Source organism: Nocardioides sp. ChNu-153 (assembly GCF_030466625.1).
GTDB lineage: Bacteria > Actinomycetota > Actinomycetes > Propionibacteriales > Nocardioidaceae > Nocardioides.
In genome coordinates, this window is sequence record NZ_JADEVT010000001.1 from 1 (window position 1) to 26,556 (window position 26,556).

Sequence of the window (26,556 nt, forward strand, 5' to 3'; positions counted from 1 at the left end):
CGACCGGTGCCCGCCTGGCCTGGGTGCCGCGCCGCGCCGGCGACCGCGGCGCCCTCGAGGCCGGCTGCCTGCCCACCCTGCTGCCCGGCGGCCGTCCGGTGGCCGACCCGGCCGCCCGCGTCGACGCGGCCACCGCCTGGGGCGTCGGCTCCCTGCCCGAGACCCCCGGACGTGACACGGACGGGATCGTGGCCGCCGCCGCGGCCGGCGAGCTCGCCGGCCTCGTCGTCGGCGGGGTCGCGGGGGAGGACCTCGCCGACCCGGCCGCGTTCACCGCCGCGCTGCGCGCCGCACGGTTCGTCGTCAGCCTCGAGCTGCGGGCCACCCAGGCCACCGCCCACGCCGACGTCGTGCTGCCCGTGGCCGCCGCCGCGGAGAAGGCCGGCACGTTCGTCACCTGGGAGGGCCGGGCCCGGCCGTTCCCCGTCGTGCTGCGCGGCAACGACCGCCTCCCGGACTCGCGCGTGCTCGCCGGCATCGCGGAGGAGATGGGCCACCCGCTCGGCTTCCGCACCGTCGACCAGGTGCGCGACCACCTCGAGGCCCTCGGCGGCTGGGACGGCGCCCGCCCGGCGCTGCCCGCGGCCCGTGGCGCTGACGCGGGCGCCGATGCGGGCGCCGGTGCGGGGAGGGGCGCCCCGGCTGCCCGCCCCCTGCCGGGCGCGCAGGTCGCCGACGGCGTGCTCGAGCTCGAGCTCGCCACGTGGAAGCAGCTCGTCGACCGCGGTTCGCTGCAGGACGGCGACGAGGCCTACCTCGCCACGATGCGCCCGGCGGTCGCGCTGCTCGGCACGGCGGCGTACGACGCCCTCGGCCGCCCCGCGGCCGTCACCCTCGCGGGGCCGCGGGGGAGCACGACGCTGCCCGCCGCGCACGAGCCGACCCTCGTCGACGGGGTCGTCTGGGCGCCCACCCGCGCCAGCGGCCGCGGCTTCCTCGCCGAGCTCGCCGGTCCGGGCGCCGTGGTGCGGGTCGCCCCGGCGGCCGCCGACCCGGTGCTCCCGAGCGGGCCCACGGGCGGCGCGACGGCGGTGACCGCGTGAGCTCCCTCGTCCCGGCGCCGGGGGGCCTGACGCCGATGGCACTCGAGGCCTTCGGCGACGACTCGATCTGGGTCGTGCTGCTCAAGGCCGTGCTCATCTTCGTGGTGCTCGTGCTGCTGACGCTGTTCAACATCTGGTTCGAGCGCCGCGTGGTGGCACGGATGCAGCACCGCATCGGCCCCAACATGCACGGCCCGTTCGGCCTGCTGCAGAGCCTGGCCGACGGCGTGAAGCTCGCGCTGAAGGAGGACATCATCCCGAAGGCGGCCGACAAGGTCGTCTTCGTGCTGGCCCCCGTCATCTGCGTGGTGCCGGCCTTCGTGACGTTCGCCGTCATCCCCTTCGGGCCCGAGGTGCGGATCCCGTTCACCGACACCGTCACGCCGCTGCAGCTGACCGACATGCCGGTGGCGGTGCTCTTCGTCATGGCGATCGCGTCGATCGGCATCTACGGGATCGTGCTCGGCGGCTGGTCGAGCGGCTCGACGTACTCGCTGCTCGGCGGCCTGCGCTCGAGCGCCCAGATGATCTCCTACGAGGTCGCGATGGGCCTCGCGCTCGTCAGCGTGTTCCTGTACGCCGGGTCCGCGTCGACCTCGGAGATCGTCGAGGCGCAGAGCGACGTCTGGTACGCCTTCTCGATGGCGCCGGCGTTCGTCGTCTACTGCATCGCGATGGTCGGCGAGGTCAACCGCGCGCCGTTCGACCTCCCGGAGGCCGAGGGCGAGCTGGTCGGCGGCTTCCACACCGAGTACAGCTCGCTGAAGTTCGCGCTGTTCTTCCTCGCCGAGTACATCAACATGGTCACCGTCTCGGCGCTGGCCACGACGCTGTTCCTCGGCGGGTGGCGTGCCCCCTTCGGCATCGGCACGCTGTGGGAGGGCGCGAACGAGGGCTACTGGCCGCTGCTGTGGTTCTTCGGCAAGGTCTTCTTCTTCATGTTCCTGTTCGTCTGGCTGCGCGGCACGCTGCCGCGGCTGCGCTACGACCAGTTCATGGACTTCGGGTGGAAGCGCCTCATCCCCGTGGCGCTGGCCTGGGTCGTCGTCGCGGCCGTCATGCGCCTCGTGCTGAACGACGACTCGGTCGACCGCCGCACGCTCATGCTGGTCTTCGGCACGGTCGCGGTCGTGCTGCTGGCGCTGACGTTCCTGCTGCCCTCGGGCTCGGCCGATGGCCCTGGCGACCCCGACCACCCCGACGACCTCGGGGACCCCGCCGACCCCCACGGCACCGGCGTACCCGCCCCGGCCCACGGCACGGGCGCCTACCCCGTCCCCCCGATGCCGTCCGGCGGTGCCGTCCGCGGCGCGGCCGCCCCGCTCACGTTCACCCACGCGCCCGGACCCGTGCGGTCCGGCGCCGAGGAGGAGAGCTGATGTCCGAGAAGGACCCGCACCGCGCGACGCCGTCGCCGTCGATCAAGGAGCAGGTCTGGGACCCGGTCGCCGGGTTCGGGGTCACGCTCACGACGATGTTCCGCAAGCCGGTCACGGAGCAGTACCCGCGGGAGAAGAAGCCGACCGCGCCCCGCTTCCACGGCCGCCACCAGCTCAACCGCTACCCCGACGGGCTGGAGAAGTGCATCGGCTGCGAGCTGTGCGCCTGGGCCTGCCCGGCGGACGCGATCTACGTCGAGGGCGCGGAGAACACCGAGGCCGAGCGCTACAGCCCCGGCGAGCGCTACGGCCGCGTCTACCAGATCAACTACCTGCGCTGCATCCTCTGCGGGCTGTGCATCGAGGCCTGCCCGACGCGGGCGCTCACGATGACGAACGAGTACGAGCTGGCCGACGACGACCGCGCGTCGCTCATCTACGAGAAGTCCGAGCTGCTCGCGCCGCTGGCCGAGGGCATGGAGCAGCCGCCGCACCCCATGCGCCTCGGCGCCGACGCGGGCGACTACTACCGCGGCGCGTTCTCGGTGCCCGAGCCCGGCGAGAAGATGACCGTCCCGGAGGGTGGTCGATGATCGCCTTCTGGCTGCTCGCCCCCGTCATGGTGGTGGCGGCGCTCGGCGTGCTGTTCGTGCGCAAGGCCGTGCACGCCGCGCTGTTGCTCGCCGTCGTCATGATCGGCCTCGCGGTGCTGTACGCCGCGCTCGAGGCCCCGTTCCTCTTCGCCGTGCAGATCGTCGTCTACACGGGCGCCATCATGATGCTGTTCCTCTTCGTGCTGATGCTCGTCGGCGTCGACGCGTCGGACTCGGTGGTCGAGACGATCCGCGGGCAGCGCGTGCTGGCCGTCGTCGTCGGCGGCGCGTTCGCAGCGCTCGTCGGCGTGCTGCTGGGCCAGGTCACGCTGGGCACCGCGGTCGGCCTGGAGGGCGCCAACGAGGGCGGCAACATCGAGGGCCTCGCCGACGTCCTGTTCTCCCGCTACGTGCTGGCCTTCGAGGCCACGGCGGCGCTGCTCGTCACGGCCGCGCTGGGCGCCATGGTGCTCGCCCACCGCGAGCGCCTCACGCCCCGGGAGACCCAGGCCGACCGGGCCCGCGCCCGGGTGCGCCTCTACGGCGAGGGCGGCGAGCACCTGGGCCCGAAGGCGGCGCCGGGGGTCTACGCCCGGCACAACGCGGTGGACACCCCCGCCCTGCTGCCCGACGGCACGCCGGCGGAGAGCTCGGTGCCGTCGATCATCTCGGCGCGCGGCACGGCCCGCAGCGCTCCGGCGTACCGCGACGTCGACGCCGTGGTGGGCCAGCTCGAGGCCGCGGACCACGACCGCGCCGACGGCGACCCGCGCCGCCGCCGCTCCGGGGACACCCAGGCCACCGGCGACGCCGACCGGGCCCGCGCCGACGGGGCCGCCGACGGCGCCCGTGACGGCGCACCCGGGGGAGGGGACGCGTGATGGACGACCTGACGCCCTACCTCGTGCTCTCCGCGATCCTCTTCAGCATCGGCGCCGTCGGGGTGCTGGTGCGCCGCAACGCCATCGTCGTGTTCATGTGCGTCGAGCTGATGCTCAACGCCTCGAACCTGGCGCTCGTGGTCTTCGCGAAGCAGCACGGCAACCTCGAGGGCCAGGTCGCGGCCTTCTTCGTCATGGTCGTCGCCGCCGCCGAGGTGGTCGTCGGGCTCGCCATCATCATGACGATCTTCCGCTCCCGCCGCTCGGCCTCGGTCGACGACGCCAGCCTGCTGAAGTACTGAGAGGGCAGCCGTGATCGCGACGCTCCCCCTGGCCGCCGAGGGCGGCCACCACTCCGTCCCGCTCGTCGACCCCGGTGCTGCCGACGGCGTGCTCGGCCTCGTGTGGCTGGTCATCGCGCTGCCGCTGGCCGGCGCCGTGGTGCTGCTCGTCGGCGGCCGGCGCACCGACCGCTGGGGCCACTGGCTGGGTACGGCGACCGTCGCCGCCTCGTTCGCGCTCTCCGTCGCGATGCTCGTCGCGCTGCTCGGCCGCGAGGAGGGCGACCGACAGGTCGGGCGGCACCTGTGGGACTGGGTGTCCGTCGGGGACTACCGGGTGGGGATGGACCTGCTCTACGACCCGCTGTCGGCGCTGTTCCTGCTGCTCATCACGGGCGTCAGCACGCTGATCCACGTCTACTCGATCGGCTACATGGCGCACGACGCGCGCCGCCGCCGGTTCTTCGGCTACCTCAACCTCTTCGTCGCGGCGATGCTGCTGCTCGTCCTGGCCGCCGACTACCTCGGCGTCTTCCTCGGGTGGGAGGGGGTCGGGCTCGCGTCGTACCTGCTCATCGGGTTCTGGCAGCACAAGCCCAGCGCGGCGGCCGCCGCGAAGAAGGCCTTCGTCATCAACCGCGTCGGCGACATCGGCATGAGCCTCGCGATCATGCTGATGTTCGTCACCTTCGGCACCACGGCGTTCGCCGGCGTGAGCGCCGCCGCGGGGGAGGCGCCCGAGTCGACGATGACCGCGATCGGCCTGCTGCTGCTGCTCGGCGCCTGCGGCAAGTCGGCGCAGGTGCCGCTCCAGGCCTGGCTGCTCGACGCGATGGAGGGCCCGACCCCGGTCTCCGCCCTCATCCACGCGGCCACGATGGTGACCGCGGGCGTCTACCTGGTGACGCGGTCCAACTTCGTGTTCGAGAACGCGCCGGTGGCGCAGACGGCCGTCGTGGTCGTGGCGTGCGTGACCCTGCTGTGGGGTGCGGTCATCGGCTGCGCGAAGGACGACATCAAGAAGGTGCTGGCCGGCTCCACGATGAGCCAGATCGGCTACATGATGCTCGCCGCCGGCCTCGGGCCCGCGGGCTACGCCTTCGCGATCTTCCACCTGCTCACGCACGGGTTCTTCAAGGCCAACATGTTCCTGGGCGCCGGCTCGGTGATGCACGGGACGGGCGACGACGTCGACATGCGGCACTACGGGGCGCTGCGGCGCGCCATGCCGGTCACGTTCCTGACCTTCGCGATGGGCTACCTCGCCATCATCGGCTTCCCCGGCTTCTCCGGGTTCTGGAGCAAGGACAAGATCGTCGAGGCCGCCATCGGGGAGAACTACCTCGTGGGCGCGGCCGCGCTCGTCGGCGCCGGGGTCACCGCGTTCTACATGACCCGCCTCATGCTCATGACGTTCTTCGGCGAGGCCCGCTGGGAGCCCGGCGTGCACCCGCACGAGTCCCCGAAGGTGATGACGGTGCCGCTGCTGGTGCTCGCGGCCCTGTCGGTGCTCGGCGGCCTCCTGCTGCTCGGCGACTGGATCGTCGACTGGCTGACGCCGGTGGTCGGGCCGGTGGAGCACCACGAGCTGCCGGTGCCGGTCTGGGCGATCACGCTGCTGGTGACCGCCGTCGTCGCCGTCGGTGTCGCCGTCGCCGTCCTGCTCGTCGGGCGGCGGCCGGTGCCGCGCGAGGCCCCCCGCGACGTCTCGTTCGCGACCCGGGCGGCCCGCGCCGACCTCTACGGCGACGCGATCAACCACGGGCTGGTGGTGGCGCCGGGCGGCGCCCTGGTCCGCGGCCTCGTCGCCACCGACCGGCACGGCGTCGACGGCGTCGTCGAGGGCGGTTCCGGCCTCGTCGGCGCGCTGTCGGACGTCCTCCGGCGCGCGCAGAACGGTTACGTCCGCACGTACGCCCTGTCGGTGCTCGGAGGTGCCGTGATCGTCGTCCTCGCCATGGTGGCGGTGAGCTGGTGATGCTGCTCGCCCTCGTCCTCGTCCCCCTCGTCGGCGCCGTCGCCGCCGCCGTCCTCGGCCGCCGGGGCGGCACGACGGCCCGCCTCGTCGGGCTCGTCGGCGCCCTCGCCACGCTCGGCGTCGCCGTGGCGGTGACCCTGGCCTACGACCACTCCGGCTCCGGGATGCAGCTGACCACCGAGCACGACTGGATCGGCCCCGTCGGCGCCCACCTCGCGCTCGGCGTCGACGGGCTCGCCCTCGTCATGGTGCTGCTGACCGTCGTGCTCGTGCCGATCGTGCTCGTCGCCGAGTGGCGCACCGGCGAGGCCGACGGCCGCACCGGCAGCTTCGCGGCCTGGGTGCTCGGCCTCGAGGCCACCGCCCTGGCGGTCTTCCTCGCCACCGACGTCTTCCTCTTCTACGTGGTCTTCGAGGCGACGCTGATACCGGCGTACTTCCTGGTGGGCGGCTTCGGCGGCCGCGGGCGGGCCAAGGCGGCCACGAAGTTCCTCGTCTACCAGCTCGCCGGCGGCCTCGTGATGCTGCTGAGCGTCGTGGGGCTCTACGTGGTCTCCGCGCAGCAGGGGGCGCCGTCGTACCTGGTCGACGACCTCGCCGGGCTCGACCTGTCCGAGGGCACGGGCCGCTGGCTGTTCCTCGGCTTCTTCGTCGCGTTCGCGGTGAAGGCGCCCCTGTTCCCGGTGCACACGTGGCTGGCGGACACCACCCAGGCGGCGACGCCGGGCACGAGCGTGCTGCTCATCTGCATCCTCGACAAGATCGGCACGTACGGGATGATCCGGTTCTGCCTGGGCCTGTTCCCCGAGGCCTCGGTGTGGGCGACGCCCGCCGTCGTGACGCTGGCGCTGATCTCGATCGTGTACGGCGCGCTCGTCGCCATCGGGCAGGACGACCTGCTGCGACTCGTGGGCCTCACGTCGCTGTCGCACTTCGGCTTCATCGTGCTCGGCATCTTCGTGCTCACCGACCAGGGCCACACCGGCGCGATCCTCTACATGGTCAACCACGGCATCGCGACGGCCGCACTGTTCCTCGTCGCCGGATTCGCGATCCGGCGCTCGGGCACCGCCTCGATCGCCGCGATGGGCGGGATGGAGAAGGCGGCCCCCGTGCTGGCCGGGCTGTTCCTCGTCGCCGGCATGGCGACGCTCGGCCTGCCGGGGCTCGCGCCCTTCGTGTCGGAGTTCCTGGTGACGCTCGCGGCCTTCGACTACGCCTGGTACGCCGGCGCGATCGCCGTGACCGGCATCGTGCTGGCCGCGATCTACGTGCTGTGGGCCTACCAGCGCACGATGACGGGCCCGCCGCGCGGCACCCCCGTCGTCGCGGGCGACCTCGACCGCCGCGAGGTCGGCGTGCTCGTGCCGCTCGTCGTGGCCCTCGTGGGCCTCGGGTTCTTCCCGTCGCTGCTCACCGACGTCGTCGAGCCCACCACGCAGGTGGTGCTCGAGCACGTGGGGGAGAACGGCGGACCGGCCGACGACGGGCCCGACGTGCCCGCGGCCGACAGCGAGCAGGGAGGTCGTTGACATGGGTGGCGAGTTCACGGCCCCGGAGTTCGCGTGGGCGCAGCTGTGGCCCCTGCTCGTCGTGTTCGGCACGGCGCTGGCCGGGGTGGGCGTCGAGGCGTTCGCGCCGCGGTCGGCGCGCCGGCTGCTCCAGGCGGGTCTCGCCGGGGCGGGCCTGCTGGCGGCCCTCGTCGGCACGATCGTCGTCGGTGCCGACCTCACCGAGCGGGGCGACGGTGCCGCCCGCGGCGAGGTGACGGCCGCGGGCGCGGTCGTCGTCGACGGCCCGACGGTGTTCCTGTGGGGCCTGCTCGTCGTAGTGGCCGCCGGGGGCCTGCTGCTGTTCGCCGAGCGTCGCGTCGACGCGGGCCTGCCGGTGTTCGCCGGCCAGGCCTCCGTGCCGCCGGGGACCTCCGCCTCGCCCGCCGGGGCGGGCGGTGCGGGTGACGCCGCCGGTGCGGGGGGCGCGGCGGGCGAGGCTCCGTCGTACGAGCGGTGGGAGCACACCGAGGTCTACCCGCTGCTGGTCTTCGCGCTCGCCGGGATGATGCTTTTCGCCGCGGCCGGCGACCTGCTGACGATGTTCGTCGCCCTCGAGGTCCTGTCGCTGCCGCTCTACCTGCTCTGCGGCCTGGCGCGCCGTCGCCGCCTGCTGAGCCAGGAGGCGGCGATGAAGTACTTCCTCCTCGGCGCCTACTCCTCGGGCTTCTTCGTCTACGGCGCGGCGCTGCTCTACGGGTACGCCGGCACCCTGTCGCTCGCGGGCATCGCGGCGTCCGTGCGCGCGGGCGCCGGCCCGGAGGTGCTCCTGCTGGCCGGCACGGCCCTCGTGCTCGTCGGGCTGTTCTTCAAGGTCGGCGCGGTGCCGTTCCACGCCTGGACGCCCGACGTGTACCAGGGCGCTCCGACCGCGGTGACCGCCTTCATGGCGGCCGCCACCAAGATCGCCGCCTTCGGCGCCATCCTGCGGCTGCTGCACGTGGGCCTGGGCGACGCGCGGTGGAACTGGACGCCGCTGCTGTGGGCCATCTCGATCCTCACCATGGTCGCCGGCGTCGTGCTCGCCGTGGGCCAGACCGAGGTCAAGCGACTGCTCGCCTACTCCTCGATCGCCCACACCGGGTTCCTGCTCACCGGCGTGCTCGGGCTGCGTGCGGCCGGGGACCTCGGCGAGGGCCAGGTGGGCTCGCTGCAGGCGGTGCTCTTCTACCTCGCGACGTACGGCGTCGCCACGGTCGGCATCTTCGCCGTCACGACCCTGGTGCGGGACCCGGGCGGGGAGGCGGGCGACGTGGCGCGCTGGTCGGGCCTGGGGCGCAGGTCGCCGCTGGTCGCCGGCACCTTCGCGGTCTTCCTGCTGAGCCTCGCCGGGATCCCGCTCACGGCCGGCTTCGTCGGCAAGTGGTCGGTCTTCGCGGTCGCGGCGAGCGCGGGCGCCTGGCCCGTCGTGGCGGTGGCCGTCACCTGCAGCATCGTGGCCGTCTACTTCTACGTGCGCCACATCGTGCTGATGTTCTTCGCCGACCCGCCGGTCGACCCGCCGGCCGTGGTCGTCCCGTCGCCGGCGACGTCGGTCACCATCGGCCTCGCGCTGGTCGCGACGGTCGCGCTCGGGGTCGTCCCGGGCCCGCTGCTCGACCTCGCGGGGCATGCGGGATCATTCCTCAGGTGAGCCCCATCGCATCCGGCCTGGCCCTCCCCGTGACCGACGCCGCCCTGGCGGAGCGGCTGCGCGAGCGCCTGGCCGTGGTGGAGCAGGCGCTGGCCGGGCACGTCGAGGGCTCGGCGCCCTTCGTCACCGAGGCCGCGGCCCACCTGCTGTCCGCGGGCGGCAAGCGCTTCCGGCCGCTGCTCGTGCTGCTGGCCGCGGAGGTCGGCGAGCGCCCCGACGCCCCCGAGGTCGAGACGGCGGCCTGCGTCGTCGAGCTCACCCACCTCGCGTCGCTCTACCACGACGACGTGATGGACGAGGCGCTGCTGCGCCGCGGGGCCGACTCGGCCAACGCCCGGTGGGGCAACCACGTCGCGATCCTCACCGGCGACTTCCTCTTCGGCCGCTCCTCGGAGCTGACCGCCGACCTCGGCCCGGAGGCGGTGCGCATCCAGGCGCGCACGTTCTCCCGCCTCGTCGAGGGCCAGATCCTCGAGACCGTGCCCCCGGCCGCGGGCGCGGACGCGGTGGCCCACCACCTCGCCGTCGTCGCCGGCAAGACCGGCTCGCTCATCGCCACCTCCGCGCGCTACGGCGCCATGTTCTCCGGCGCCGCGCCCGAGGTCGTCGAGGCGCTGCGGGCGTACGGCGAGATCGTCGGCTCGGCGTTCCAGCTCTCCGACGACATCCTCGACATCGCCTCCGACTCCGCGGAGTCGGGCAAGACGCCGGGCACGGACCTCAAGGAGGGCGTGCCCACGCTCCCCGTCCTCTACGTGCAGTCCGCGCAGGACCCGGCCGACGCGCGCCTGCGCGAGCTGCTCGACCCGGCGCGCAGCGACCTGGCCCACGACGAGGTGCTGCACGCCGAGGCCCTGCAGCTGCTGCGCGCCCACCCGGCGCTGGCGCGTGCGCGGGCCTACGTCGTGGCGATGGCCGAGGAGGCCAAGGCCCACCTCGCCGTGCTACCGCAGGGGCCGGTGCGCGACGCGCTCGAGGCGTTCGCCGACATCGTGGCGACGCGCTCCGCCTGAGCCGTCGGGGACGTCATACCGATCGTGGTGCTGGGCCTCGCGTTCGGATGACGTCCGGGGTACGGCGCAGCGTGGGGCGGTGGGCTGCCCGGCGGCGGCCGCGGGACGTCGTACCGATCGTGGTGCTGGGCCTCGGGTTCGGATGACGTCCGGGGTACGGCGCAGCGTGGGGCGGCGGGCGGTCAGCCGGGCTGCTCGCACTCCACGCCGGTCACCGTCAGCACGCGGTGGGCGATCGAGCCCTCGGCTGCGACGACCCGGATCTGCGTCCCGTGGGCGCGGGCCCGGCGCCGCAGCGCGACCAGCGTGCCGATGCCCAGGCTCGGGAAGAACTGGGCGGCGGAGAGGTCGAGGGTGATCGACGAGCGGAGGTCGTCCGAGGCGCTCATGATCGCGGCGTCGAGCTTCTCGACGTCACGGAAGTCGTAGACCCCGCCGACGATCGTCACCGTCGAGGTGGCGGCGTCGAACGTCGACGCGAACTCGATCTCCTGCACGACCAACCACCCTAACCACCCAGCCCCGGCCCGTCACCGGCGGACCACCGGCCGGACCACCGGGCGGACCGGACGGACCCCTTGGTCGGCGCCCCGCCGAGGGCTTAGGCTCGGGGCTCGTCGTCCGGACCAGGGAGGCCCGTGTGACTGCTCCTCCCGTCGACACGGGCGCCCCCCGCGGGGACTCGTCGGCCGACCTGACGGTCTTCGACGCCGAGCTGCCGTTCACCGAGCGCACGACGTACTGGGCCCGGGTGCTGCTCCGCAACCAGCTGCACGCCCACGAGGCCCGCCGCAGCCTCGTGGAGAACGCGACCCTCATCATCCACGAGCTCGTCAGCAACTGCATGGACCACGGCTACCCCTGCCCCAACGAGACGCTCAAGGTGGGCTGGCGCCTCAGCCCGGAGGCCCTCGAGCTGCACGTGACCGACTGCGGCCCCGACCCCCGCTGCCCCCAGTGCCACCCCGGCGGCGCCGCGGGGTCGACGCACACGGACGGTGGCCGGGGCCCCCGCATCGTGCCCCGCGACGCGGCGTACGACGAGCAGCGCGGCCGCGGCCTCCTCCTCGTGGACGCGCTGAGCGACCACTGGGAGGTGGAGTCCACGGAGAGCTCCACCACCGTGCGCGTCAGCATCTCCCGCGCCTGAGCCCCGCACCTCGACCCCGGGCCGAGCGCACCCTGGGCGGTGGTTTCGAGGGGTTGCCAGAGCAACCCACCTCGACCACCGGGGCCAGGGCGACCCACCTCGACCACCGGCGCTGGAGCGACCCACCTCGACCACCAGGTGGGGCGACGCGGACGGGCCGCCGCCGGACCGGCGGGACGAGGCGCGTCCCGGGGGTCCGACGGCGGCCCGTCGGTCGTGGTGCGGGTGCTGCGGGGTCAGACCTTCCAGGTCACGACCACCGCGGGGCGGGGGTAGCGGTTGGTGTGCGGCCACAGGCCCGCGGGCTCGGCGAACGTGCCGCCCTCGCCCGGGTGCTGCACCGCGACCCACACGCAGCGGTCGCCGTGGGTGATGAGCGGGCCGCACGCCTCGGCGCCGAGCGGCGTCGTGAGGAACTGCTGCGTGGCGCCGCGGTAGGGACCGTCGACGAAGACGCGGAAGATGCCGTCGTTCGAGCCCAGCGCGTTGCCGTCGGTGGAGACCCACAGGTTGCCGGCCGAGTCGAAGGCCACGTTGTCCGGGCAGCTGATCGGGCTGACGCGGCTCTTCGGGTACCCGGCGAAGTAGGTCTCCGGGGCCTCCGGGTCGCCGCACACGAGCAGCAGGCGCCACGTGAACGCGCCACCCGTGTGGGAGCCGGTCGCCTCCATCTCGAGCACGTAGCCGTTGCGGTTGCCGCTCGCGGGCTGCAGCGGGGCTCCGAGCGAGGGGCGCACCATCGACGTGCCCACCGGGTTGGCCTCGTCGGTCGGGAAGCGCGTGCCGCGGTTGGAGTTGTTCGTCAGCGCGACGTAGACGCGGCCGTTGACGAGGTTCGGCTCCACGTCCTCGGGGCGGTCCATCTTGGTCGGGCTCACCGTGTCCGCCGCGAGGCGGGTGTCGATGAGCACGTCCGCGACGCTCCAGCCGGGCACGTAGCTGCGGTTGTCGCTCGCCAGCGGGATCCACTCGCCGGTGCCGTCCCACTGGCCGTCCTCGGTGCCGTCGCCGGTGAGGCGGGCCACGAAGAGCGTGCCCTTGGTGAGCAGCGACTTGTTCTTGGCGCGGGCGGCGTTCGTCGTCGCCGGGTCGTAGCGCTCCGCGGAGACGAACTTGTAGAGGTAGTCACCGCGCTCGTCGTCGCCCATGTAGACCACGACGCGGCCGTTGCGCTCGACGTACACGTTCGCGCCCTCGTGCTTGAAGCGGCCCAGCATCGTGTGCTTGACCGGCGCGGCGTCGGGCCACAGCGGGTCGACCTCGACGATCCAGCCGAAGCGGTTGGGCTCGTTCGGCTCCTTCGCCAGGTCGAAGCGGTCCCACGTGAGGTGCCAGCCGCGGCTGCCCTCGGCGGAGATGCCGTAGCGCGCGAACGCCGTCGCGCGGTCGGCCGGGATCTGCCCGGTGGTGCCGAAGTACTGGTTGAAGTTCTCCTCGCCCGACAGCACCGTGCCCCACGGCGTCGTGCCGCCGGCGCAGTTGTTGAGCGTGCCGAGGATCGTCATGCCCTCGGGGTCGTCCGTGGTGCGCAGGCGCTCGTGGCCGGCGACGGGGCCGGTGACCGCGAACGGCGTCTCACCCGTGATCCGCTTGTTGTACGGCGAGCGGTCGGCGCTGGGCGCCCAGTTGCCGTGGCTGGTGGAGCGGCGCTCGATCGCCATGACGCTCATGCCGTGCGACGCGATCGCGATGCGGCGCTGCTCCTCGTCGGTGTAGACGCCCGGCGGGAACATCAGCTCCTCGTTCGTGTACTCGTGGTTGGCCACGAGCAGCGCCTTCGTCTGCGTGATGTTGAGGACGCCGACGTAGTCGTTGTTGTAGCCGAACTGCTGGGCGGCGGCCTCGGCGGTCTGCTTGTAGACGTCGAAGCGCGGCGCGCCGGGCGCGACCGGGTCGCCCCACGCGGCGACGACCACCGCGGCGTACCCGCGGGGCACCGTCAGCGCGTCCTTCTTGTTCGGGGGGACGACGGCGAAGGCGTCGTTCGAGACCATCTTGCCGCGCACGGCGCCGGCGGTGCTGCCGCCCGCGTTCCAGCGGTTGTCGGCCGCGGCGGCTGCGCCGGCGGTGCCGAGCACCACGGCGCCCGCGCCGACGGCCGCGCCGCCGAGCAGGGTGCGGCGCTTGATCGCCTTGGTGATGACGTCCTGGACGTGCTCGTTGTCCGTGGTGTTGGGCACGGGCTTGTCGCACGCGTTGCCGCAGCGGTAGAAGCACGTGGCCCAGCTGCGCGAGCCGTGCGGACCGCCCTGCCGCCGCCACAGCGGCAGGGTGCGTCGGCCGGCGGGCGCGGTCGGGGAGGCTGCGGTGGAACCTGCGTCGGCGGCGCCGTCGCAGCAGGCGGGGGCGGAGGCGGGCTCCGAGAGGTGCTGCGTCATGGGGGCTGGTCGCTCCTCTGTCACAGGACGCCGCGTCCGTCGCGACGCCGTCCGGCGCAACGTAGGAGCGCGCGCGTGCGCACCGGCGAACCCCAGGTGGAGCCCGGGTGAACGCCCTGGTGCCACCGGGCTCCGGCCTCGGCCGGGACTCAGGCCGCCGTGCTCGCCCGGGTCGCGAGCCGCAGCTGGCGACGCCGGTGCGTCACCATCTCGGCGGTGAAGAGGGCGAGGGCGACCCACACGAGCACGAACCCGATCCACCGGGTCGCCGGCATGTGCTCGCCGAAGTAGGTGAGCGCGAGGACGAACTGGAACGTCGGCGCCAGGTACTGCAGGAGCCCCAGCGCGACCATCGGCACGCGCGTGGCGGCGCCGCCGAAGAGGATCAGCGGGACAGCGGTGATGATGCCGCTCGCCGCGAAGACCACCGCGTGGCCCGCGCCCTGGGTGCCGAACACGAGCCCGCCGGTGGCGGCCAGCCACGCGACGTACGCCGCGGCCAGCGGGGCGAGCAGCGTCGTCTCCACCGCGAGGCTCTCGACGGCCCCGACGTCGGCGGTCTTCTTGACCAGGCCGTAGGTGCCGAAGCTGAAGGCCAGCAGGAGCGCCACCCACGGCAGCCGGCCGTAGTCGACCGTCAGCACGACGACGGCCAGGGTGGCCACCCCGACGGCCGCCCACTGCGCCCGGCGCAGACGCTCGCCGAGCAGCAGGACGCCCATCATCACGGTCACCAGCGGGTTCACGAAGTAGCCCAGCGACACCTCGAGCACCCGCCCGGTGCTGACGCCGAAGATGAACATGCCCCAGTTGACGCTGATGGTCAGGGCCGCCACCAGCAGCAGGCCCACGAGCCGCCGCGAGCGGAGCAGGGCTCGCAGCTGCGTCGTACGCCGCAGGAGCACCACGAGCAGGCCCATGACCACGGTCGACCACAGCACGCGCTGGGCCAGGATCTCGGCGGGGCCGGCCGGCTCGAGGAGGGGGAAGTAGAGCGGGAAGACGCCCCACAGGGTGTAGGCGCCCACGCCCATCGCGAGGCCCGCCCCCACGCGGGAGGTGGGAGCGGTCGTCGTCACCGGCCGATGGTAGGCGCGGGTCCTACCGCACCCCGCACCCGCCCGGTGCGCCATCCACCCACCGGACAATCGCGACTCCACCACCAAAGATTCCTAGTCTTCTCGACATTGTCCGGTCCGGACCCGCCCGAGAGGGTCCGGCCGCTCCGCTCGTCGAGAGGTGTCACCCACGATGTCCCCGCACCGCACCCCCCGCCGCACGCTCCTCGTCGGCACGCTCGCCACGTCGCTCGCCGTGACCCTCGCGTCCTGCGCGAGCGCCTCCGGCGGCGGCGAGGGCGACGACCGCCCGCTGTACGTCGTGGGCTTCGCCGTGCCCGAGGCCGCGAACGAGGCCATCGAGGCCAAGTTCGTGGAGACGCCCGAGGGCGAGGGCGTGACATTCTCGGGCTCGTACGGCGCGTCCGGCGACCAGAGCCGCAAGGTCGTCGACGGCGCCGACGCCGACTACGTCCACTTCTCGCTCGAGGGCGACGTGACCCGCCTGGTCGAGGCCGGGATCGTGGCGGAGGACTGGAACCAGAACGAGACGCAGGGCATCGTGTCGGACTCCGTCGTCGTCCTGGTGGTGCCGGAGGGGAATCCCGACGACATCCAGGGCTGGGACGACCTGACGCGCGACGACGTCGACATCATCACGCCCGACCCCGACTCCTCGGGCTCCGCGCGCTGGAACATCCTCGGCGCCTACGGCCACGCGATCGCCGCGGGCGGCAGCGAGGAGGAGGCGGCGGCGTACCTGACCGACGTGTTCGCCAACGTCGCCCAGTGGGCCGGCAGCGGCCGTGAGGCCACGGAGGCCTTCGACCAGGGCATCGGCAACGTGCTCATCAGCTACGAGAACGAGGCGATCCTGGCCCGCCAGGAGGGCAAGCCCTACGACTACGTCGTCCCGGACACGACGCTGCTCATCGAGAACCCGGGCGCCGTCACCGTGGACGCGCACCCGGCGGCGCAGGACTGGCTCGACTTCGTGCTGTCCGAGGAGGGCCAGACCGAGTTCGTGAGGAAGGGCTTCCGCCCCGTGATCGACGGGGTCGAGGGCATCGAGGTCGAGGGCGCCAACGACCCGTCCGACCCGTTCCCGACGCCGGAGAACCTGCTGACGATCGCCGACGACTTCGGCGGCTGGAGCGCGGTCAACGAGAAGTTCTTCGCCGACGGTGCCCTCGTGCAGCAGCTGCGCGAGGCGGCGTCCCAGCGGTGAGCACCCCCACCCTCGCGGCCACCGCGCCGGGCTCCGGCCCGGCCGGTGGCCCCGGTGCGCCCCAGCGGGGGCGCCGGAGACCCCGGGGCGTCGAGGCGCTGACCCCGGCGGCGGGCCTGGGGCTCGGTGTGGCGATGCTGTGGTTCAGCCTGCTCGTCCTGCTGCCGCTCACGGCCGTGGTCGTGACGGCGCTCGAGGGCGGCTGGGGCACGTTCGTCGACGTGGTCGCCGAGCCCGACACCCGCGCGGCCCTCCTGCTCACCATCACCGAGGCGCTCGGGGTCGCCGTCGTCAACGTCGTCGTGGGCACGGTGATCGCGTGGGTGCTGGTGCGCGACGACTTCCCCGGCAAGCGGGTGCTCGAGGTCGTCATCGACGTGCCCTTCGCGCTGCCCACCATCGTCGCCGGCCTCGTGCTGCTCAGCCTCTACGGCCCGCGGAGCCCGATCGGCGTGAACGTCGTCGGCACCCGCGAGGGCATCTTCCTGGCGCTGCTCTTCGTCACCCTGCCGTTCGTGGTGCGCACGGTGCAGCCGGTGCTCATCGAGCTGGACGCCGACGTGGAGGAGGCCGCCGCCTCCCTGGGCGCCTCGCCCGCGACGATCCTGCGCCGCATCGTGCTCCCCAGCCTCGCGCCGGCCATCACGGCGGGCGCCTCGCTGGCGTTCGCCCGCGCGATCAGCGAGTTCGGCTCGCTGGTGCTCATCGCCGGGAACGTGCCCGGCGAGACGGAGGTGGCGTCGCTGCGGATCCTCAAGTTCATCGAGGGCGACCGCTACGCGAGCGCCGCCGCCGTGGCGTTCATCCTGCTGCTGGTCTCGGCGCTGGTGATCGCGACGCTCGACGTCGTGTCCCGACGGGTGGCGCGCCGTGGCTGAGTCGACGTTGACCCGCCGCGGTCGCCGCGGACCGCTCACCTACGTGCTGCGCGTGCTGGTGCTCGTCTACCTGCTGCTGCTCGTCGCCTGGCCCGTCTCCCTCATCGCGCAGCGGGCGCTCCTCCCGGTCGACGACCCCGGCGGCCTCGGGCCCTTCCTCGAGCGGCTCACCGAGCCGTCCACCGTCTACGCGTTCAACCTGACGCTGACCGTGGCCTTCTGGGCGGTGCTCGCCAACACCGTCTTCGGCGTCAGCATCTCGCTGCTGCTCGTGCGCTACCGGTTCTGGGGGCGCCGGGCGCTCTCCGTGCTCGTCGACCTGCCGCTGAGCGTCTCGCCCGTCGTCGTCGGCCTGGCGCTCGTGCTGGCCTACAGCTCCACCCGCGGCTGGTTCGGCGACGCGCTGGGGTCGGTCGGGGTGCAGGTCGTCTTCTCGACTCCCGGCCTCGTCCTGGCCACCGCCTTCGTCAGCCTCCCGCTCGTGGTGCGCGAGGTCGTGCCGGTGCTCGAGGAGATCGGCACCGACGCCGAGCAGGCGGCGCGCAGCCTGGGGGCGAACGGCCGGCAGACCTTCTGGCGCATCACGCTGCCGTCGATCAAGTGGGCGGTGCTGTACGGCGTCGTGCTCACCGCGGCGCGCTCGTTGGGCGAGTTCGGCGCGGTGAAGATCGTCAGCCAGGGCGCGGAGTTCAACGGCGAGACCGCGACGCTGCTCGTGCAGAACGAGTACGGCGCCTTCAACGAGCCCGCGGCGTACGCCGTCGCGCTGGTGCTCGTCCTCATCTCGATCATCGCCCTGGTGGTGGTCACCTACCTGCGACCGAAGGAGGACCGCGCATGAGCATCGAGGTCCGCGGCATCAGCAAGCACTACGGGGACTTCGTCGCGCTGGGCGACGTCGACCTCTCGATCCCGACCGGGCGGCTCACCGCGCTGCTCGGCCCCTCCGGCGGCGGCAAGTCGACGCTGCTGCGCATCATCGCGGGCCTCGAGGTCGCCGACACGGGCACCGTCGAGATCGAGGGGGTGGACGCGACCCGCCTGCCGCCGCAGCGGCGCGACGTCGGCTTCGTCTTCCAGCACTACGCGGCCTTCAAGCACATGACGGTGGCGAAGAACGTCGCCTTCGGCCTCGAGATCCGCAAGCGGCCGAAGAAGGAGGTCCGCGCGAAGGTGCAGGAGCTGCTCGAGCTCGTGCACCTCGAGCAGTTCGCCGACCGCCTCCCGGCCCAGCTGTCGGGCGGCCAGCGCCAGCGCATGGCGCTGGCGCGCGCCCTCGCGGTCGAGCCGAAGGTGCTGCTGCTCGACGAGCCGTTCGGCGCCCTCGACGCGAAGGTCCGCAAGGAGCTGCGCGACTGGCTGCGCCGCCTCCACGACGAGGTGCACGTGACGACCGTGTTCGTGACGCACGACCAGGAGGAGGCCCTCGAGGTCGCCGACGAGATCGTCGTCATCAACCACGGCCGGATCGAGCAGGTGGGGTCGCCGGAGGACCTCTACGACGAGCCCGCCAACGAGTTCGTCATGGGGTTCCTCGGCGAGGTCACCACCCTCGACGGCCACCTCGTGCGCCCCCACGACGTGCAGGTCCACACCTCCGGCGAGCGGGGCGGCGTGCCCGGCACGGTCGTCCGCGCGCTGCGCATCGGCTTCGAGGTGCGCCTGATCGTGCGCCCCGAGGGCGCCGCCGACGAGGGCAGCGACGTGGTCGTGACGCTCACCCGCACCTTCGCCCGCTCGCTCGGGCTCGAGGTCGGCACGCCCGTGTGGCTGGAGCCCGAGCAGGGCGCGCGCGTCGTGCCGGTACGCCGCGCGCCCGCCGCCGCGCTCGACGGCGACGTCCTGGGGGCGGAGGGCGCGCTGGTCTGAGCGCGTCGGGCCGGCTGGTCGGCTCGCTCAGCCCGGGAGGGCGGCGAGCAGCTCGAGGACGCCGAGGCCGGCGACGGCGAGCGCGAGGGTGAGCGTCGTCGTACCCCCGGGGCGGGCGCCGGGGCGCTGCAGCCACCGGGCGGAGGCCAGCACCGCGACGGCGGCGACGGCGGCGACGAGCGCCCCGACGACGGCGAGCACGCCGAGGTCGCCGTACGACAGCCGGCCCACGACGGCGGCCGCCACGACGAGGGCGAGGGCGGTGCGCTGCCACGCGAGGGCGGTGCGCTCGGGGGCGGCGGAGTCGTCGCGGTACGCCGTCGGCGAGCCGTAGCCGGCGCTCACCGCAGCGAGACCAGCACGAGCACCGCGGCCACCAGGACGCCGAGCGCCAGCAGCGCGCCCAGCGGCGAGCCGGGCAGGGGCGCGGAGCGCCGCAGGGCCCGCTCGACCCGGCCCCAGCGCACCCACCCGCCCAGCGCGCAGACCACGCCGAGGCCGACGAGCACGACGGCCAGCGGCAGCCGCACCTCCTCGGCGAGGCCGAGGTCCACGGCGTCGACCGCGACGCCGGCGGCCACGAGGGCCAGGGCGGTGCGGATCCAGGCGAGGAAGGTGCGCTCGTTGGCGAGGGTGAAGCGGGGGTCGGGCTCGGTGCCCGCGCCGTACACCTGGCGGGGCCAGCGGCGGTCGGCGCTCATGGCGCCACCGTAGCGAGCCCCAGCCGGTCAGCGGCTGCCGAGGCGGTCCCACAGGTAGGTGCGGGTGTCCTGCCAGGGCAGCGCCGGCGCGATGAGGTTGGTGGCCGAGCTGGTGAGCACCGCGAAGCGGCCGTCGGCCGACAGCGCGACGGGGAACGACGGCCCGTCGCCGCCCGCGCCGTCGCCGGCCCGCTGGGACAGCAGGGTCACGGCGTAGTCCGCGAGGTCGAGGACGTAGGCGTCGTCGACGGCGCCGTCGGTGCCGGGGTGCTGGTTCGGGGCGGCCGCTCCCCAGGCGACGTGGCGGCCGTCGGCGGACAGGACCGGGTTGCTGGCCGGACCGTCGCCCGGCGCGCCCCCGGAGCCGGACAGGCGGCGGACGCCGTCGGCGCCCTGCACCCACAGGTAGACCTGCCAGTGGCCGCCCGCCGGTCCCGCGCCCACGAGGCTCGCGGAGTCGGACACGAACGCGACCCGGGTGCCGTCGGCGGAGATGGACGGGCTGGTGCTCCAGCCGTCGCCGGCCGTGGCGCGCCGCGAGAGCCGGGAGACGGGGGTGCCGGCGTCGCGGGTCCAGAGGAAGACGTCCGCGGCGGCGTCGGTGTCGTCGCCCGTCATGCCGTCGTGCGTCGAGGTGAAGGCCACCCGGGAGCCGTCGGCGCTGATGGACGGGTCGGTGCCGTCGGCCCCCGCGTCGCCGTCGACGGCGACGCTGGCCGTGCGGGCCTCGCCCGTGGTGCGGTCGAGGACGACGACGCCGCGGTTGGTCATCGCGCCCGTCGCGGCGTCGAGGCCGTGGCGCTCGAACGCGACGTACCGGCCGTCCTGGCTGAGGTCCGCCGCCGTCGAGGCGCCGGCGCCCCCGCCGAGCGGCAGGGTCGTGGCGGTGCCCGTGGCCCGCTCCCACACGACGACGCGGGGCGTGCCGGGCGACTCGGGCGTCGACCACGAGGTGTAGGCGACCGTGCTGCCGTCGCCGGAGATGGCGGGCGCGTCGGCGGGCTGGTCGCCAGTGCGGGCGGGCTGGCCCGGCACGTGGGAGACGAGCCGGCGGGCGCCCGTCACGGTGTCGAGCAGCACGACGTCGAGGCCGCCGTTGAGGTCCTGCGCCGAGATCGGCGCGCCCTCGAGGTGCACGACCCAGCGACCGTCGGCGGAGACGTCGCCGGTACCGCCCCAGCCCTCGGCCGCGTTCAGGCCGCGCAGCGCGGCGCCGGGCGCGGGCCCGGTGCCCGGGTCGGTGCCGGGATCCGGGGCGGGTGCGGCGACCGCGAGGGGGAGCGTGGCCGAGGCCGTCGTGCCGTCGTCGGCGGTGAAGGTGACGGCGACGTCGGTGGTGCCCTCGGTCGCCGGGGTGCCGGTGATCCGGCCGTAGGCGGCCTGGAGGGCCAGGCCTGCGGGCAGCCCGGTCGCCGACCACGAACCCGGGCGGGGCGCGGCGAGGGCGAGCGTGGCGTCGTACGGCGACCCGACCCGGCCCGCCGGCAGGCTGGTCGTCGCGATGCGCGGCGTCTCGGTGGCGGGCGGCACCGGCGCGGCGGTGACGGGCACGCGCGACGGCGGGCTCATGAGGGTGCGGTGGGCGCTCGTGGGCGGTACGGCGACGCGCACCGTCGTGGTGGTCGCGCCGGCGGTGCGGTAGAAGCGGAAGAAGCCGGCGCTGGTGACCTGGCCCTGCGCGACGGTCGTCCAGGTGGTGCCGCGCTCCTCCTGCAGGTGCACGGGGCCGCCGGTCAGCGGCAGGTGGCCGGTGACCGTGTAGACGGCGCCCGCGGCGACCGGCGTCGGGGTGACGCGGGGGACGCCGGTGGCCGCGACCTCGGCCGACGTGGTCCAGCGGCCGCCGTCGTTGACGACGGCGCGGTAGCGGGTGATGCCGACGCGCGGCGTCGCGCGGAAGTCGGCGGCGGCGTCACGGCCGAGCACCTGGGAGGTCAGCGAGGTCCAGCGCGCCGTGGGGGAGAGGGTCTCGAGGCCCTGCAGCGTGACCTTGGCGCTCGCGCCCACGCTCGCGGTGCGCACCGCGACGGTCACCGGGTTGCCCGAGAGCACGGCGCGCGGCGTGGCGCTCACGGCGACCCGCGGGAGCTGCGCCGCGTCGCTGGGGACGGTCGCGAGCGTCGTGCCCAGCGCGACCGCGGCCACGAGGGTCAGGGCGGCGCGCCGCCGCCGGGGCGCGGACACGCCCGGCGTGCCGGGGACAGGGCTGGACATGGGTCACCTCCGAGCAGGGCGGACTCCCGCCGGAGGGTCGATCGGCGCGGGGCTTGGGGACCTGAGGGGTTTGGGGAGGTGGGTGGCGGGGTGGCGGGTTCCCCGGTGCACCGGGGAACCCGCCACTTCCGGTGCCAAGCTTTCGCCCGGAAGTGGCGGGTTCGGTCCCGACCTCGGCCCAGGGCGCTCGGGACCGGCCGCCGAGCTCAGCGGTAGTTCGTGAACTGCACCGCGAACTCGTAGTCCTGCTCCTTGACCAGCGCCTGCACGGCCTGGAGGTCGTCGCGCTTCTTCGACGACACACGCAGCTCGTCGCCCTGGATCTGCGCCTTGACGCCCTTCGGGCCCTCGTCGCGGATCAGCTTCGAGATCTTCTTCGCGTCCTCGGAGCTGATGCCCTCCTTCAGCGTGATGCCGATCTTGGAGGTCTGGCCCGACTGGCGCGGCTCGGAGGCGTCGAGCACCTTCAGCGACACGTTGCGCTTGATCAGCTTGCCCTTGAAGACGTCGAGCACGGCGGTCGCGCGGTCGTCGGCGGACGCGGTGATCTCGATGACCTCGTCGCCCTTCCACTCGATGGCGGCGCCGGTGCCCTTGAAGTCGTACCGCGTCGCGATCTCCTTCGCGGTCTGGCCGAGCGCGTTGTCGACCTCCTGGCGGTCGAGCTTGCTGACGATGTCGAACGACGAGTCGGCCATGGTTCTCCTGCTCCTGGGGTGGTGCGGTCGGTACGGCGCGCGCTCGCGGCGGTTTCCACGCTCGCGAGGGCGTGCGCTATTGTTTCGTGCTGTTGTCGCCCGGCCAAGTCGGGAGGCACGAGCACGGCGGGTTGCCCGAGCGGCCAATGGGAGCGGACTGTAAATCCGTCGGCGTAGCCTTCGAAGGTTCGAATCCTTCACCCGCCACGCGTGCGAGGGACGGCCCCCGGCCTGCAGAGATGCGGATCGGGGGCCGTTCTGCGTCCCGGGCGGAGGGCTCAGCCCGGGAAGGTCACGCCCAGCTGGCGGCGCAGGTCGTCCATCTGCGCCATCAGCGTCAGCGTCTGCGCGTGCGGCACGAGCGGGCTCTCGAGCAGCCCCGCCGCGAGGCAGCGACCGACCTCGACGATCTCGTTGCCGTAGCCCGCGCCGATCACCGGCTCCTCGCCCTCGATCGTCACCGGGTCGCCGTCGATCGGGTGGAAGACCGCACGGGCCGGGTGGTGGAACGGCGGCTCGAGCTCGACGAGGCCGCGGTCGGTGGCGATGCGGCCCGAGCGCCCCGACCACGACGTCATGGAGGCGGTCATCGTCGCGAGCGCGCCGCCGGGGTAGCGCCCCGTGACCGCGCAGTCGAGGTCGATCCCGCGGTCCGACAGGGCGGCGACGCCGGTCAGCTCCTCGGCCTCGCCCAGCGCGAGGTGGGCCAGGGTCAGTGGGTAGATCCCCATGTCGAGCAGCGCGCTCGCACCCAGCGCCGGGTCGAGCATCCGGTCGTCGGGGTCGGCGTCGACGACGAAGCCGAGCTCCGCGTGCAGGTGACGGGGGGTGCCGAGCTCCCCGGCGCGCAGCCGGCGCGCCACCTCCCGGACCACGGGGTGGGTCGCCATCCACATGGCCTCCATGAAGAAGAGGCCGCGCTCCGTCGCGAGGGCGATCATCTCCTCGGCGTCGGCCCGGGCGAGCGCGACCGGCTTCTCGCAGAGCACGTGCTTGCCGGCCTCGAGGGCGAGCCGCACGTGCGCGAGGTGCAACGCGTGGGGGGACGCGACGTACACGACCTCCACCTCCTCGTCGGCGACGAGGGCCTCGTACGACGCGTGCGCCCGCGGGACGTCGAACTCCGTCGCGAAGGCGGTGGCGCTCCCGGCGCTGCGCGAGCCGACGGCGACCACCCGTGCGTCCGGGACGAGGGCCAGGTCGCGCGCGAAGCTCCGCGCGATCTTGCCGGTGGCGAGGATCCCCCAGTTGACCATGCGGCCGAGCGTAGCGGCGGGGCCGTGCGGGGTGGCACGGGAGGCCCCAGGGCGTCCTGCTCGTGGACTGGAGCCGGGTCACCGGGGGCGTCGAGGAGCGCTTCCGCGTGTACCGCACGCGCACCGGCCGCTTCGCGCTGCACGTCGCCCGCCCCAAGGGGTTCGTCCACACCGCGGGCAAGGCCGGTGAGCTGACCGGCTGGCGCAAGCACTTCGCCTCCGAGCAGCAGTGGGGCGAGACCGCCGCCTCCGCCGTCCTCGAGGTCTTCGAGACCGCCGAGGAGCTGCAGGCGGCACTACCGGCCGAGCTGGCCGACCTGGTGGGGGCCCTGGCCACCGCCGAACCCGAGGTCGAGGACCTCGACATCTGACGCGCCCCGACGTCGCCGGGGCGTTCCCGGCGACGCTTCGAGGAGCGCACATGTCCACCAGTCCCGTCCCGGCGATCGAGGTCACCGGGCTCCGCAAGACCTACCGCGACCGCGCCGTGCTGCACGGTCTCGACCTCACCGTGCCCGCGGGCACCGTGACCGCACTGCTGGGGCCCAACGGCGCCGGCAAGACCACGACCGTCTCGATCCTGTCGACGCTGCTGCCCGCCGACGGCGGCACCGCCCGCGTGCTCGGCCACGACGTGGCCCGCGACCCGCAGGCCGTGCGCCGCGTCATCGGCGTGACGGGCCAGCTGTCCGCCGTCGACCCGCTGCTGACGGTGACCGAGAACCTGCGGCTCGTCGCCGACCTGTTCCACCTGCCCCGGGCCCACGCACGGCGTCCTACGACGGAGCTCACCGACCGCTTCGGGCTCGGCGACGCCGCGCGCCAGCCGGCCCAGCGGCTGTCGGGCGGCATGCGCCGCAAGCTCGACCTCGCGATGACCCTCGTCGGCGACCCGCAGGTCGTGTTCCTCGACGAGCCCACCACCGGGCTGGACCCCCGCGCCCGCCGCGACCTGTGGGACCAGGTGCGCGCGCTGGTGGCCTCGGGCGTGACCGTCCTGCTCACCACGCAGTACCTCGACGAGGCCGACCAGCTCGCCGACCGCGTCGCGGTGCTGCACGAGGGGCGGCTCGTCGCCCACGACACCCCGGCCGGGCTCAAGGACGCCCACGCGGCCGGCTCGCTCGACGACGTCTTCCTCGCCCTCACCGCCCCGGCCGCCCCGGGGACCGACACCGCCCCGGAGGCCCGCTCATGACCACCGCCACGCCCGCCGTCCTCCCCGCTCGTCCCCACGAGCGTCTCGCGTGGCTGCTCGCCGGGCGCGACCTCGTCACCATGACGCGGCGCAGCCTGCTGCGGATGGTCCGCTACCCGTCGTTGACGGTGCTGATCGTCGCGATGCCCGTCGTGCTGCTGCTCGTCTTCGTCTACGTCTTCGGCGGGGCCGTCGGCGCCGGGGTGGTGCCCGGCGCGGTGCCGGGGGCCTCGGGTCGGGAGGCCTACCTCGACTACATCACCCCCGGCATCCTCGCGATGACCGGCGCCAGCATCGCCCAGTCGACCTCGATCAGCGTCGCGATGGACATGTCGGACGGTGTCGTCACGCGGCTGCGGACCATGCCGGTCGCGCCCCTGGCGGTGTTAGGCGGCCACGTCGTCGCCGCGGTCGTGCAGACGCTGATGGCGATCGCCGCGGTGCTCGGCGTCGCCGTGCTGCTGGGCTTCCGCCCGGACGCCGGGCCGGCCCACTGGCTGCTGCTCCTCGGCTTCGTCGCCCTGGTCGCGCTGATGCTCACGTGGCTGAGCGCGGCGATGGGCGCCGCGGCGCCGTCGGTCGAGTCGGCGTCGAACACGCCGATGCTGCTCCTGCTCCTGCCGTTCCTCAGCAGCGGCTTCGTGCCCGTCGAGACCATGCCGGGCCCGGTGCGGTTCTTCGCCGAGCACCAGCCGTTCACGCCGATCATCGAGACCCTCCGCGGCCTGCTGGCCGGGCAGGCCGTCGACGCCACGACGGCCGGCGCCGCGGTCGCCTGGTGCGTCGGGCTCGGGGCGCTCGGGTGGCTGTGGGCGCGCGCGGCCTACCGCCGTCCCCGCGTCTGACGTTCCCGCCCGGGGCGGCCGGCGCGCGTGCCACGATGGGCGCCGCCGGTCGCCCCGACCGGCGAGCGAGGGGGGCGGGTGACAGCGACGACGACGGCCCCGGCGGTGGCGACGGGACGCGGTGACCTGACGCGGGTGCTGCAGGTGGGCTACCTGTACGTCGCGCTCGCCGCGGTCGGGCACGCGGTCTGCGTGCTGGTGCACCGCGCCGAGGTCGAGGAGCTCGTCGCCGCCCTCGAGGGCGGGTCCGGTTGGATCGCCTGGGTGGCGACGCCGGTCCTCCCGCTCGCGTCGCGCCTGGCGCTCGCGGCCGCCGCCGTGGTCGTGGTGGCCACGGTCCTGGCGGTGCGCGCGCTGCCCGTGCCCGTCGTCCTGACGAGCGCGGCGCTGCTCGTGCCGCTGCTCGGTGTCGTGCCGCCCGGACCATGGCCTCCCGGGCAGTGGGAGGGGACGAGCGCGGCCACCGCCGACGACTGGTCGCCGTACGTCGCTCCGCTGGCCGCCGACGCCGTCGCCGTGGGCGTGGCGCTGCTCCTGGCCGCGGTCGTCACGGTGCGGCGACGCACCGGGGAGCGTGGCACGACCCGTACGACGCTGCTCACCGTCGCGGCACTGGCGGCGATCACGGCGGTGCCGGTCGGCATGACGTTCCTCGAACCGCTCCGGTGGCTGCCCTGACGGGTGCCGCTCGATCGGCGGCGCGTCAGGTTTGCCGGCGTCGCGCCGGCGTCA

Annotated in this window: 26 protein-coding genes and 1 tRNA gene; 19 read left to right on the forward strand and 8 right to left on the reverse strand. The window is 74.1% G+C overall.

Annotated features, from left to right (window positions below; translation table 11 throughout):
• The 9 genes from INN71_RS00005 to INN71_RS00045 all read left to right on the forward strand — a co-directional run.
• Positions 1–1,043, forward strand: a 1,043-nt coding sequence (locus tag INN71_RS00005) for a molybdopterin-dependent oxidoreductase (protein WP_301799157.1), incomplete at its 5' end; no start/stop codon positions are given.
• A gap of 35 nt (positions 1,044–1,078) precedes the next feature.
• A complete protein-coding gene (nuoH, locus tag INN71_RS00010) occupies positions 1,079–2,422 on the forward strand; it encodes an NADH-quinone oxidoreductase subunit NuoH (RefSeq protein WP_277497510.1) in 1,344 nt (447 codons plus the stop codon).
• The gene (gene nuoI, locus INN71_RS00015) at positions 2,422–3,015 is read left to right on the forward strand and encodes an NADH-quinone oxidoreductase subunit NuoI (protein ID WP_277497499.1); all 594 of its coding nucleotides are present in this window, start codon (positions 2,422–2,424) and stop codon (positions 3,013–3,015) included. The genes nuoH and nuoI overlap by 1 nt, the downstream gene beginning before the upstream one ends.
• Entirely contained in the window at positions 3,012–3,896 is an 885-nt protein-coding gene (locus tag INN71_RS00020; protein ID WP_277497498.1) for an NADH-quinone oxidoreductase subunit J, read from the forward strand. The genes nuoI and INN71_RS00020 overlap by 4 nt, the downstream gene beginning before the upstream one ends.
• Positions 3,896–4,198: an NADH-quinone oxidoreductase subunit NuoK gene (gene nuoK / locus INN71_RS00025; RefSeq protein WP_277497497.1), complete on the forward strand. Its 303-nt coding sequence runs from the start codon at positions 3,896–3,898 to the stop codon at positions 4,196–4,198. Before INN71_RS00020 ends, nuoK begins: the two co-directional genes overlap by 1 nt.
• Positions 4,199–4,286: 88 nt before the next feature.
• A complete protein-coding gene (gene nuoL / locus INN71_RS00030) occupies positions 4,287–6,155 on the forward strand; it encodes an NADH-quinone oxidoreductase subunit L (protein ID WP_277497509.1) in 1,869 nt (622 codons plus the stop codon).
• Complete coding sequence (locus tag INN71_RS00035; RefSeq protein ID WP_277497508.1) at positions 6,155–7,687, forward strand: NADH-quinone oxidoreductase subunit M; 1,533 nt, start codon at positions 6,155–6,157, stop codon at positions 7,685–7,687. The genes nuoL and INN71_RS00035 overlap by 1 nt, the downstream gene beginning before the upstream one ends.
• 1 nt (position 7,688) lies before the next feature.
• Complete coding sequence (nuoN, locus tag INN71_RS00040; RefSeq protein ID WP_301799161.1) at positions 7,689–9,338, forward strand: NADH-quinone oxidoreductase subunit NuoN; 1,650 nt, start codon at positions 7,689–7,691, stop codon at positions 9,336–9,338.
• Positions 9,335–10,351 carry a polyprenyl synthetase family protein gene (locus INN71_RS00045; protein WP_277497495.1) on the forward strand — a complete coding sequence of 339 codons (1,017 nt, stop codon included), beginning with the start codon at positions 9,335–9,337 and terminating at the stop codon, positions 10,349–10,351. Before nuoN ends, INN71_RS00045 begins: the two co-directional genes overlap by 4 nt.
• A 182-nt stretch (positions 10,352–10,533) precedes the next feature.
• Here the strand turns inward: INN71_RS00045 and INN71_RS00050 are convergent, their stop codons facing one another.
• Positions 10,534–10,848, reverse strand: a complete 315-nt coding sequence (locus tag INN71_RS00050; protein WP_277497494.1) for an STAS domain-containing protein — start codon at positions 10,846–10,848, stop codon at positions 10,534–10,536.
• A gap of 143 nt (positions 10,849–10,991) precedes the next feature.
• Here INN71_RS00050 and INN71_RS00055 point away from each other — a divergent pair, with 143 nt between their 5' ends.
• Positions 10,992–11,501, forward strand: a complete 510-nt coding sequence (locus tag INN71_RS00055; RefSeq protein WP_277497493.1) for an ATP-binding protein — start codon at positions 10,992–10,994, stop codon at positions 11,499–11,501.
• A 236-nt stretch (positions 11,502–11,737) separates the two neighbouring features.
• On the opposite strand, the gene INN71_RS00060 is transcribed toward INN71_RS00055, so the two are convergent.
• Together INN71_RS00060 and rarD are read right to left on the reverse strand one after the other, a co-directional pair.
• Complete coding sequence (locus INN71_RS00060) at positions 11,738–13,879, reverse strand: PhoX family phosphatase (protein WP_277497492.1); 2,142 nt, start codon at positions 13,877–13,879, stop codon at positions 11,738–11,740.
• 149 nt (positions 13,880–14,028) lie between these two features.
• Complete coding sequence (gene rarD / locus INN71_RS00065; protein WP_277497491.1) at positions 14,029–14,958, reverse strand: EamA family transporter RarD; 930 nt, start codon at positions 14,956–14,958, stop codon at positions 14,029–14,031.
• A 172-nt stretch (positions 14,959–15,130) separates the two neighbouring features.
• Here rarD and INN71_RS00070 point away from each other — a divergent pair, with 172 nt between their 5' ends.
• Genes INN71_RS00070 through INN71_RS00085 form a run of 4 tightly spaced genes read left to right on the forward strand, consistent with a single transcriptional unit; the run spans position 15,131 to position 18,912 of the window.
• Positions 15,131–16,165 (forward strand): sulfate ABC transporter substrate-binding protein, encoded by a 1,035-nt coding sequence (locus INN71_RS00070; protein WP_277497490.1) that lies wholly within the window; start codon positions 15,131–15,133, stop codon positions 16,163–16,165.
• Positions 16,162–17,043 carry a sulfate ABC transporter permease subunit CysT gene (gene cysT / locus INN71_RS00075; RefSeq protein WP_277497489.1) on the forward strand — a complete coding sequence of 294 codons (882 nt, stop codon included), beginning with the start codon at positions 16,162–16,164 and terminating at the stop codon, positions 17,041–17,043. The genes INN71_RS00070 and cysT overlap by 4 nt, the downstream gene beginning before the upstream one ends.
• On the forward strand, positions 17,036–17,884 hold the full coding sequence (locus INN71_RS00080) for a sulfate ABC transporter permease (RefSeq protein WP_277497488.1): 849 nt from the start codon (positions 17,036–17,038) through the stop codon (positions 17,882–17,884). Before cysT ends, INN71_RS00080 begins: the two co-directional genes overlap by 8 nt.
• On the forward strand, positions 17,881–18,912 hold the full coding sequence (locus tag INN71_RS00085) for a sulfate/molybdate ABC transporter ATP-binding protein (protein ID WP_277497487.1): 1,032 nt from the start codon (positions 17,881–17,883) through the stop codon (positions 18,910–18,912). The genes INN71_RS00080 and INN71_RS00085 overlap by 4 nt, the downstream gene beginning before the upstream one ends.
• A 27-nt stretch (positions 18,913–18,939) precedes the next feature.
• Here INN71_RS00085 and INN71_RS00090 read toward each other — a convergent pair whose 3' ends face one another.
• The 4 genes from INN71_RS00090 to INN71_RS00105 all read right to left on the reverse strand — a co-directional run bounded on the left by INN71_RS00090 (position 18,940) and on the right by INN71_RS00105 (position 22,525).
• Positions 18,940–19,257 carry a DUF202 domain-containing protein gene (locus tag INN71_RS00090; RefSeq protein WP_277497486.1) on the reverse strand — a complete coding sequence of 106 codons (318 nt, stop codon included), beginning with the start codon at positions 19,255–19,257 and terminating at the stop codon, positions 18,940–18,942.
• On the reverse strand, positions 19,254–19,613 hold the full coding sequence (locus INN71_RS00095) for a YidH family protein (RefSeq protein WP_277497485.1): 360 nt from the start codon (positions 19,611–19,613) through the stop codon (positions 19,254–19,256). Before INN71_RS00095 ends, INN71_RS00090 begins: the two co-directional genes overlap by 4 nt.
• A 27-nt stretch (positions 19,614–19,640) precedes the next feature.
• On the reverse strand, positions 19,641–21,827 hold the full coding sequence (locus INN71_RS00100) for a putative Ig domain-containing protein (protein ID WP_277497484.1): 2,187 nt from the start codon (positions 21,825–21,827) through the stop codon (positions 19,641–19,643).
• A gap of 206 nt (positions 21,828–22,033) precedes the next feature.
• Complete coding sequence (locus INN71_RS00105; RefSeq protein WP_277497482.1) at positions 22,034–22,525, reverse strand: YajQ family cyclic di-GMP-binding protein; 492 nt, start codon at positions 22,523–22,525, stop codon at positions 22,034–22,036.
• Positions 22,526–22,650: 125 nt separating this feature from the next.
• On the opposite strand from INN71_RS00105, the gene INN71_RS00110 reads away from it, so the two are divergent.
• A tRNA-Tyr gene (locus INN71_RS00110) sits at positions 22,651–22,732 on the forward strand.
• 71 nt (positions 22,733–22,803) lie between these two features.
• On the opposite strand, the gene INN71_RS00115 is transcribed toward INN71_RS00110, so the two are convergent.
• The gene (locus INN71_RS00115; RefSeq protein WP_301799166.1) at positions 22,804–23,781 is read right to left on the reverse strand and encodes a Gfo/Idh/MocA family protein; all 978 of its coding nucleotides are present in this window, start codon (positions 23,779–23,781) and stop codon (positions 22,804–22,806) included.
• A gap of 56 nt (positions 23,782–23,837) precedes the next feature.
• Here INN71_RS00115 and INN71_RS00120 point away from each other — a divergent pair, with 56 nt between their 5' ends.
• The 4 genes from INN71_RS00120 (at position 23,838) to INN71_RS00135 (ending at position 26,502) form a co-directional block, all read left to right on the forward strand.
• A complete protein-coding gene (locus INN71_RS00120) occupies positions 23,838–24,152 on the forward strand; it encodes an EXLDI protein (protein ID WP_277497506.1) in 315 nt (104 codons plus the stop codon).
• A 50-nt stretch (positions 24,153–24,202) separates the two neighbouring features.
• Positions 24,203–24,979: an ABC transporter ATP-binding protein gene (locus tag INN71_RS00125; RefSeq protein WP_277497480.1), complete on the forward strand. Its 777-nt coding sequence runs from the start codon at positions 24,203–24,205 to the stop codon at positions 24,977–24,979.
• A complete protein-coding gene (locus INN71_RS00130) occupies positions 24,976–25,824 on the forward strand; it encodes an ABC transporter permease (protein WP_277497479.1) in 849 nt (282 codons plus the stop codon). Before INN71_RS00125 ends, INN71_RS00130 begins: the two co-directional genes overlap by 4 nt.
• A 78-nt stretch (positions 25,825–25,902) precedes the next feature.
• Positions 25,903–26,502 (forward strand): hypothetical protein, encoded by a 600-nt coding sequence (locus tag INN71_RS00135; protein WP_277497478.1) that lies wholly within the window; start codon positions 25,903–25,905, stop codon positions 26,500–26,502.
• Positions 26,503–26,556 lie beyond the last annotated feature (54 nt).

What these genes read in the sequence shown, in the direction of transcription:
- INN71_RS00070 (WP_277497490.1), top strand. Translation starts at nt 15,131, where the DNA reads ATGTCCCCGCACCGCACCCCCCGCCGCACGCTCCTCGTCGGCACGCTC.
- nuoN (WP_301799161.1), top strand. Translation starts at nt 7,689, where the DNA reads ATGGGTGGCGAGTTCACGGCCCCGGAGTTCGCGTGGGCGCAGCTGTGG.
- INN71_RS00105 (WP_277497482.1), bottom strand. Translation starts at nt 22,525, where the DNA reads ATGGCCGACTCGTCGTTCGACATCGTCAGCAAGCTCGACCGCCAGGAG.
- INN71_RS00115 (WP_301799166.1), bottom strand. Translation starts at nt 23,781, where the DNA reads ATGGTCAACTGGGGGATCCTCGCCACCGGCAAGATCGCGCGGAGCTTC.
- INN71_RS00060 (WP_277497492.1), bottom strand. Translation starts at nt 13,879, where the DNA reads ATGACGCAGCACCTCTCGGAGCCCGCCTCCGCCCCCGCCTGCTGCGAC.
- nuoI (WP_277497499.1), top strand. Translation starts at nt 2,422, where the DNA reads ATGTCCGAGAAGGACCCGCACCGCGCGACGCCGTCGCCGTCGATCAAG.
- INN71_RS00100 (WP_277497484.1), bottom strand. Translation starts at nt 21,827, where the DNA reads ATGTCCAGCCCTGTCCCCGGCACGCCGGGCGTGTCCGCGCCCCGGCGG.
- INN71_RS00125 (WP_277497480.1), top strand. Translation starts at nt 24,203, where the DNA reads ATGTCCACCAGTCCCGTCCCGGCGATCGAGGTCACCGGGCTCCGCAAG.
- nuoH (WP_277497510.1), top strand. Translation starts at nt 1,079, where the DNA reads ATGGCACTCGAGGCCTTCGGCGACGACTCGATCTGGGTCGTGCTGCTC.
- INN71_RS00130 (WP_277497479.1), top strand. Translation starts at nt 24,976, where the DNA reads ATGACCACCGCCACGCCCGCCGTCCTCCCCGCTCGTCCCCACGAGCGT.
- nuoK (WP_277497497.1), top strand. Translation starts at nt 3,896, where the DNA reads ATGGACGACCTGACGCCCTACCTCGTGCTCTCCGCGATCCTCTTCAGC.
- INN71_RS00095 (WP_277497485.1), bottom strand. Translation starts at nt 19,613, where the DNA reads ATGAGCGCCGACCGCCGCTGGCCCCGCCAGGTGTACGGCGCGGGCACC.
- INN71_RS00020 (WP_277497498.1), top strand. Translation starts at nt 3,012, where the DNA reads ATGATCGCCTTCTGGCTGCTCGCCCCCGTCATGGTGGTGGCGGCGCTC.
- INN71_RS00035 (WP_277497508.1), top strand. Translation starts at nt 6,155, where the DNA reads ATGCTGCTCGCCCTCGTCCTCGTCCCCCTCGTCGGCGCCGTCGCCGCC.
- INN71_RS00085 (WP_277497487.1), top strand. Translation starts at nt 17,881, where the DNA reads ATGAGCATCGAGGTCCGCGGCATCAGCAAGCACTACGGGGACTTCGTC.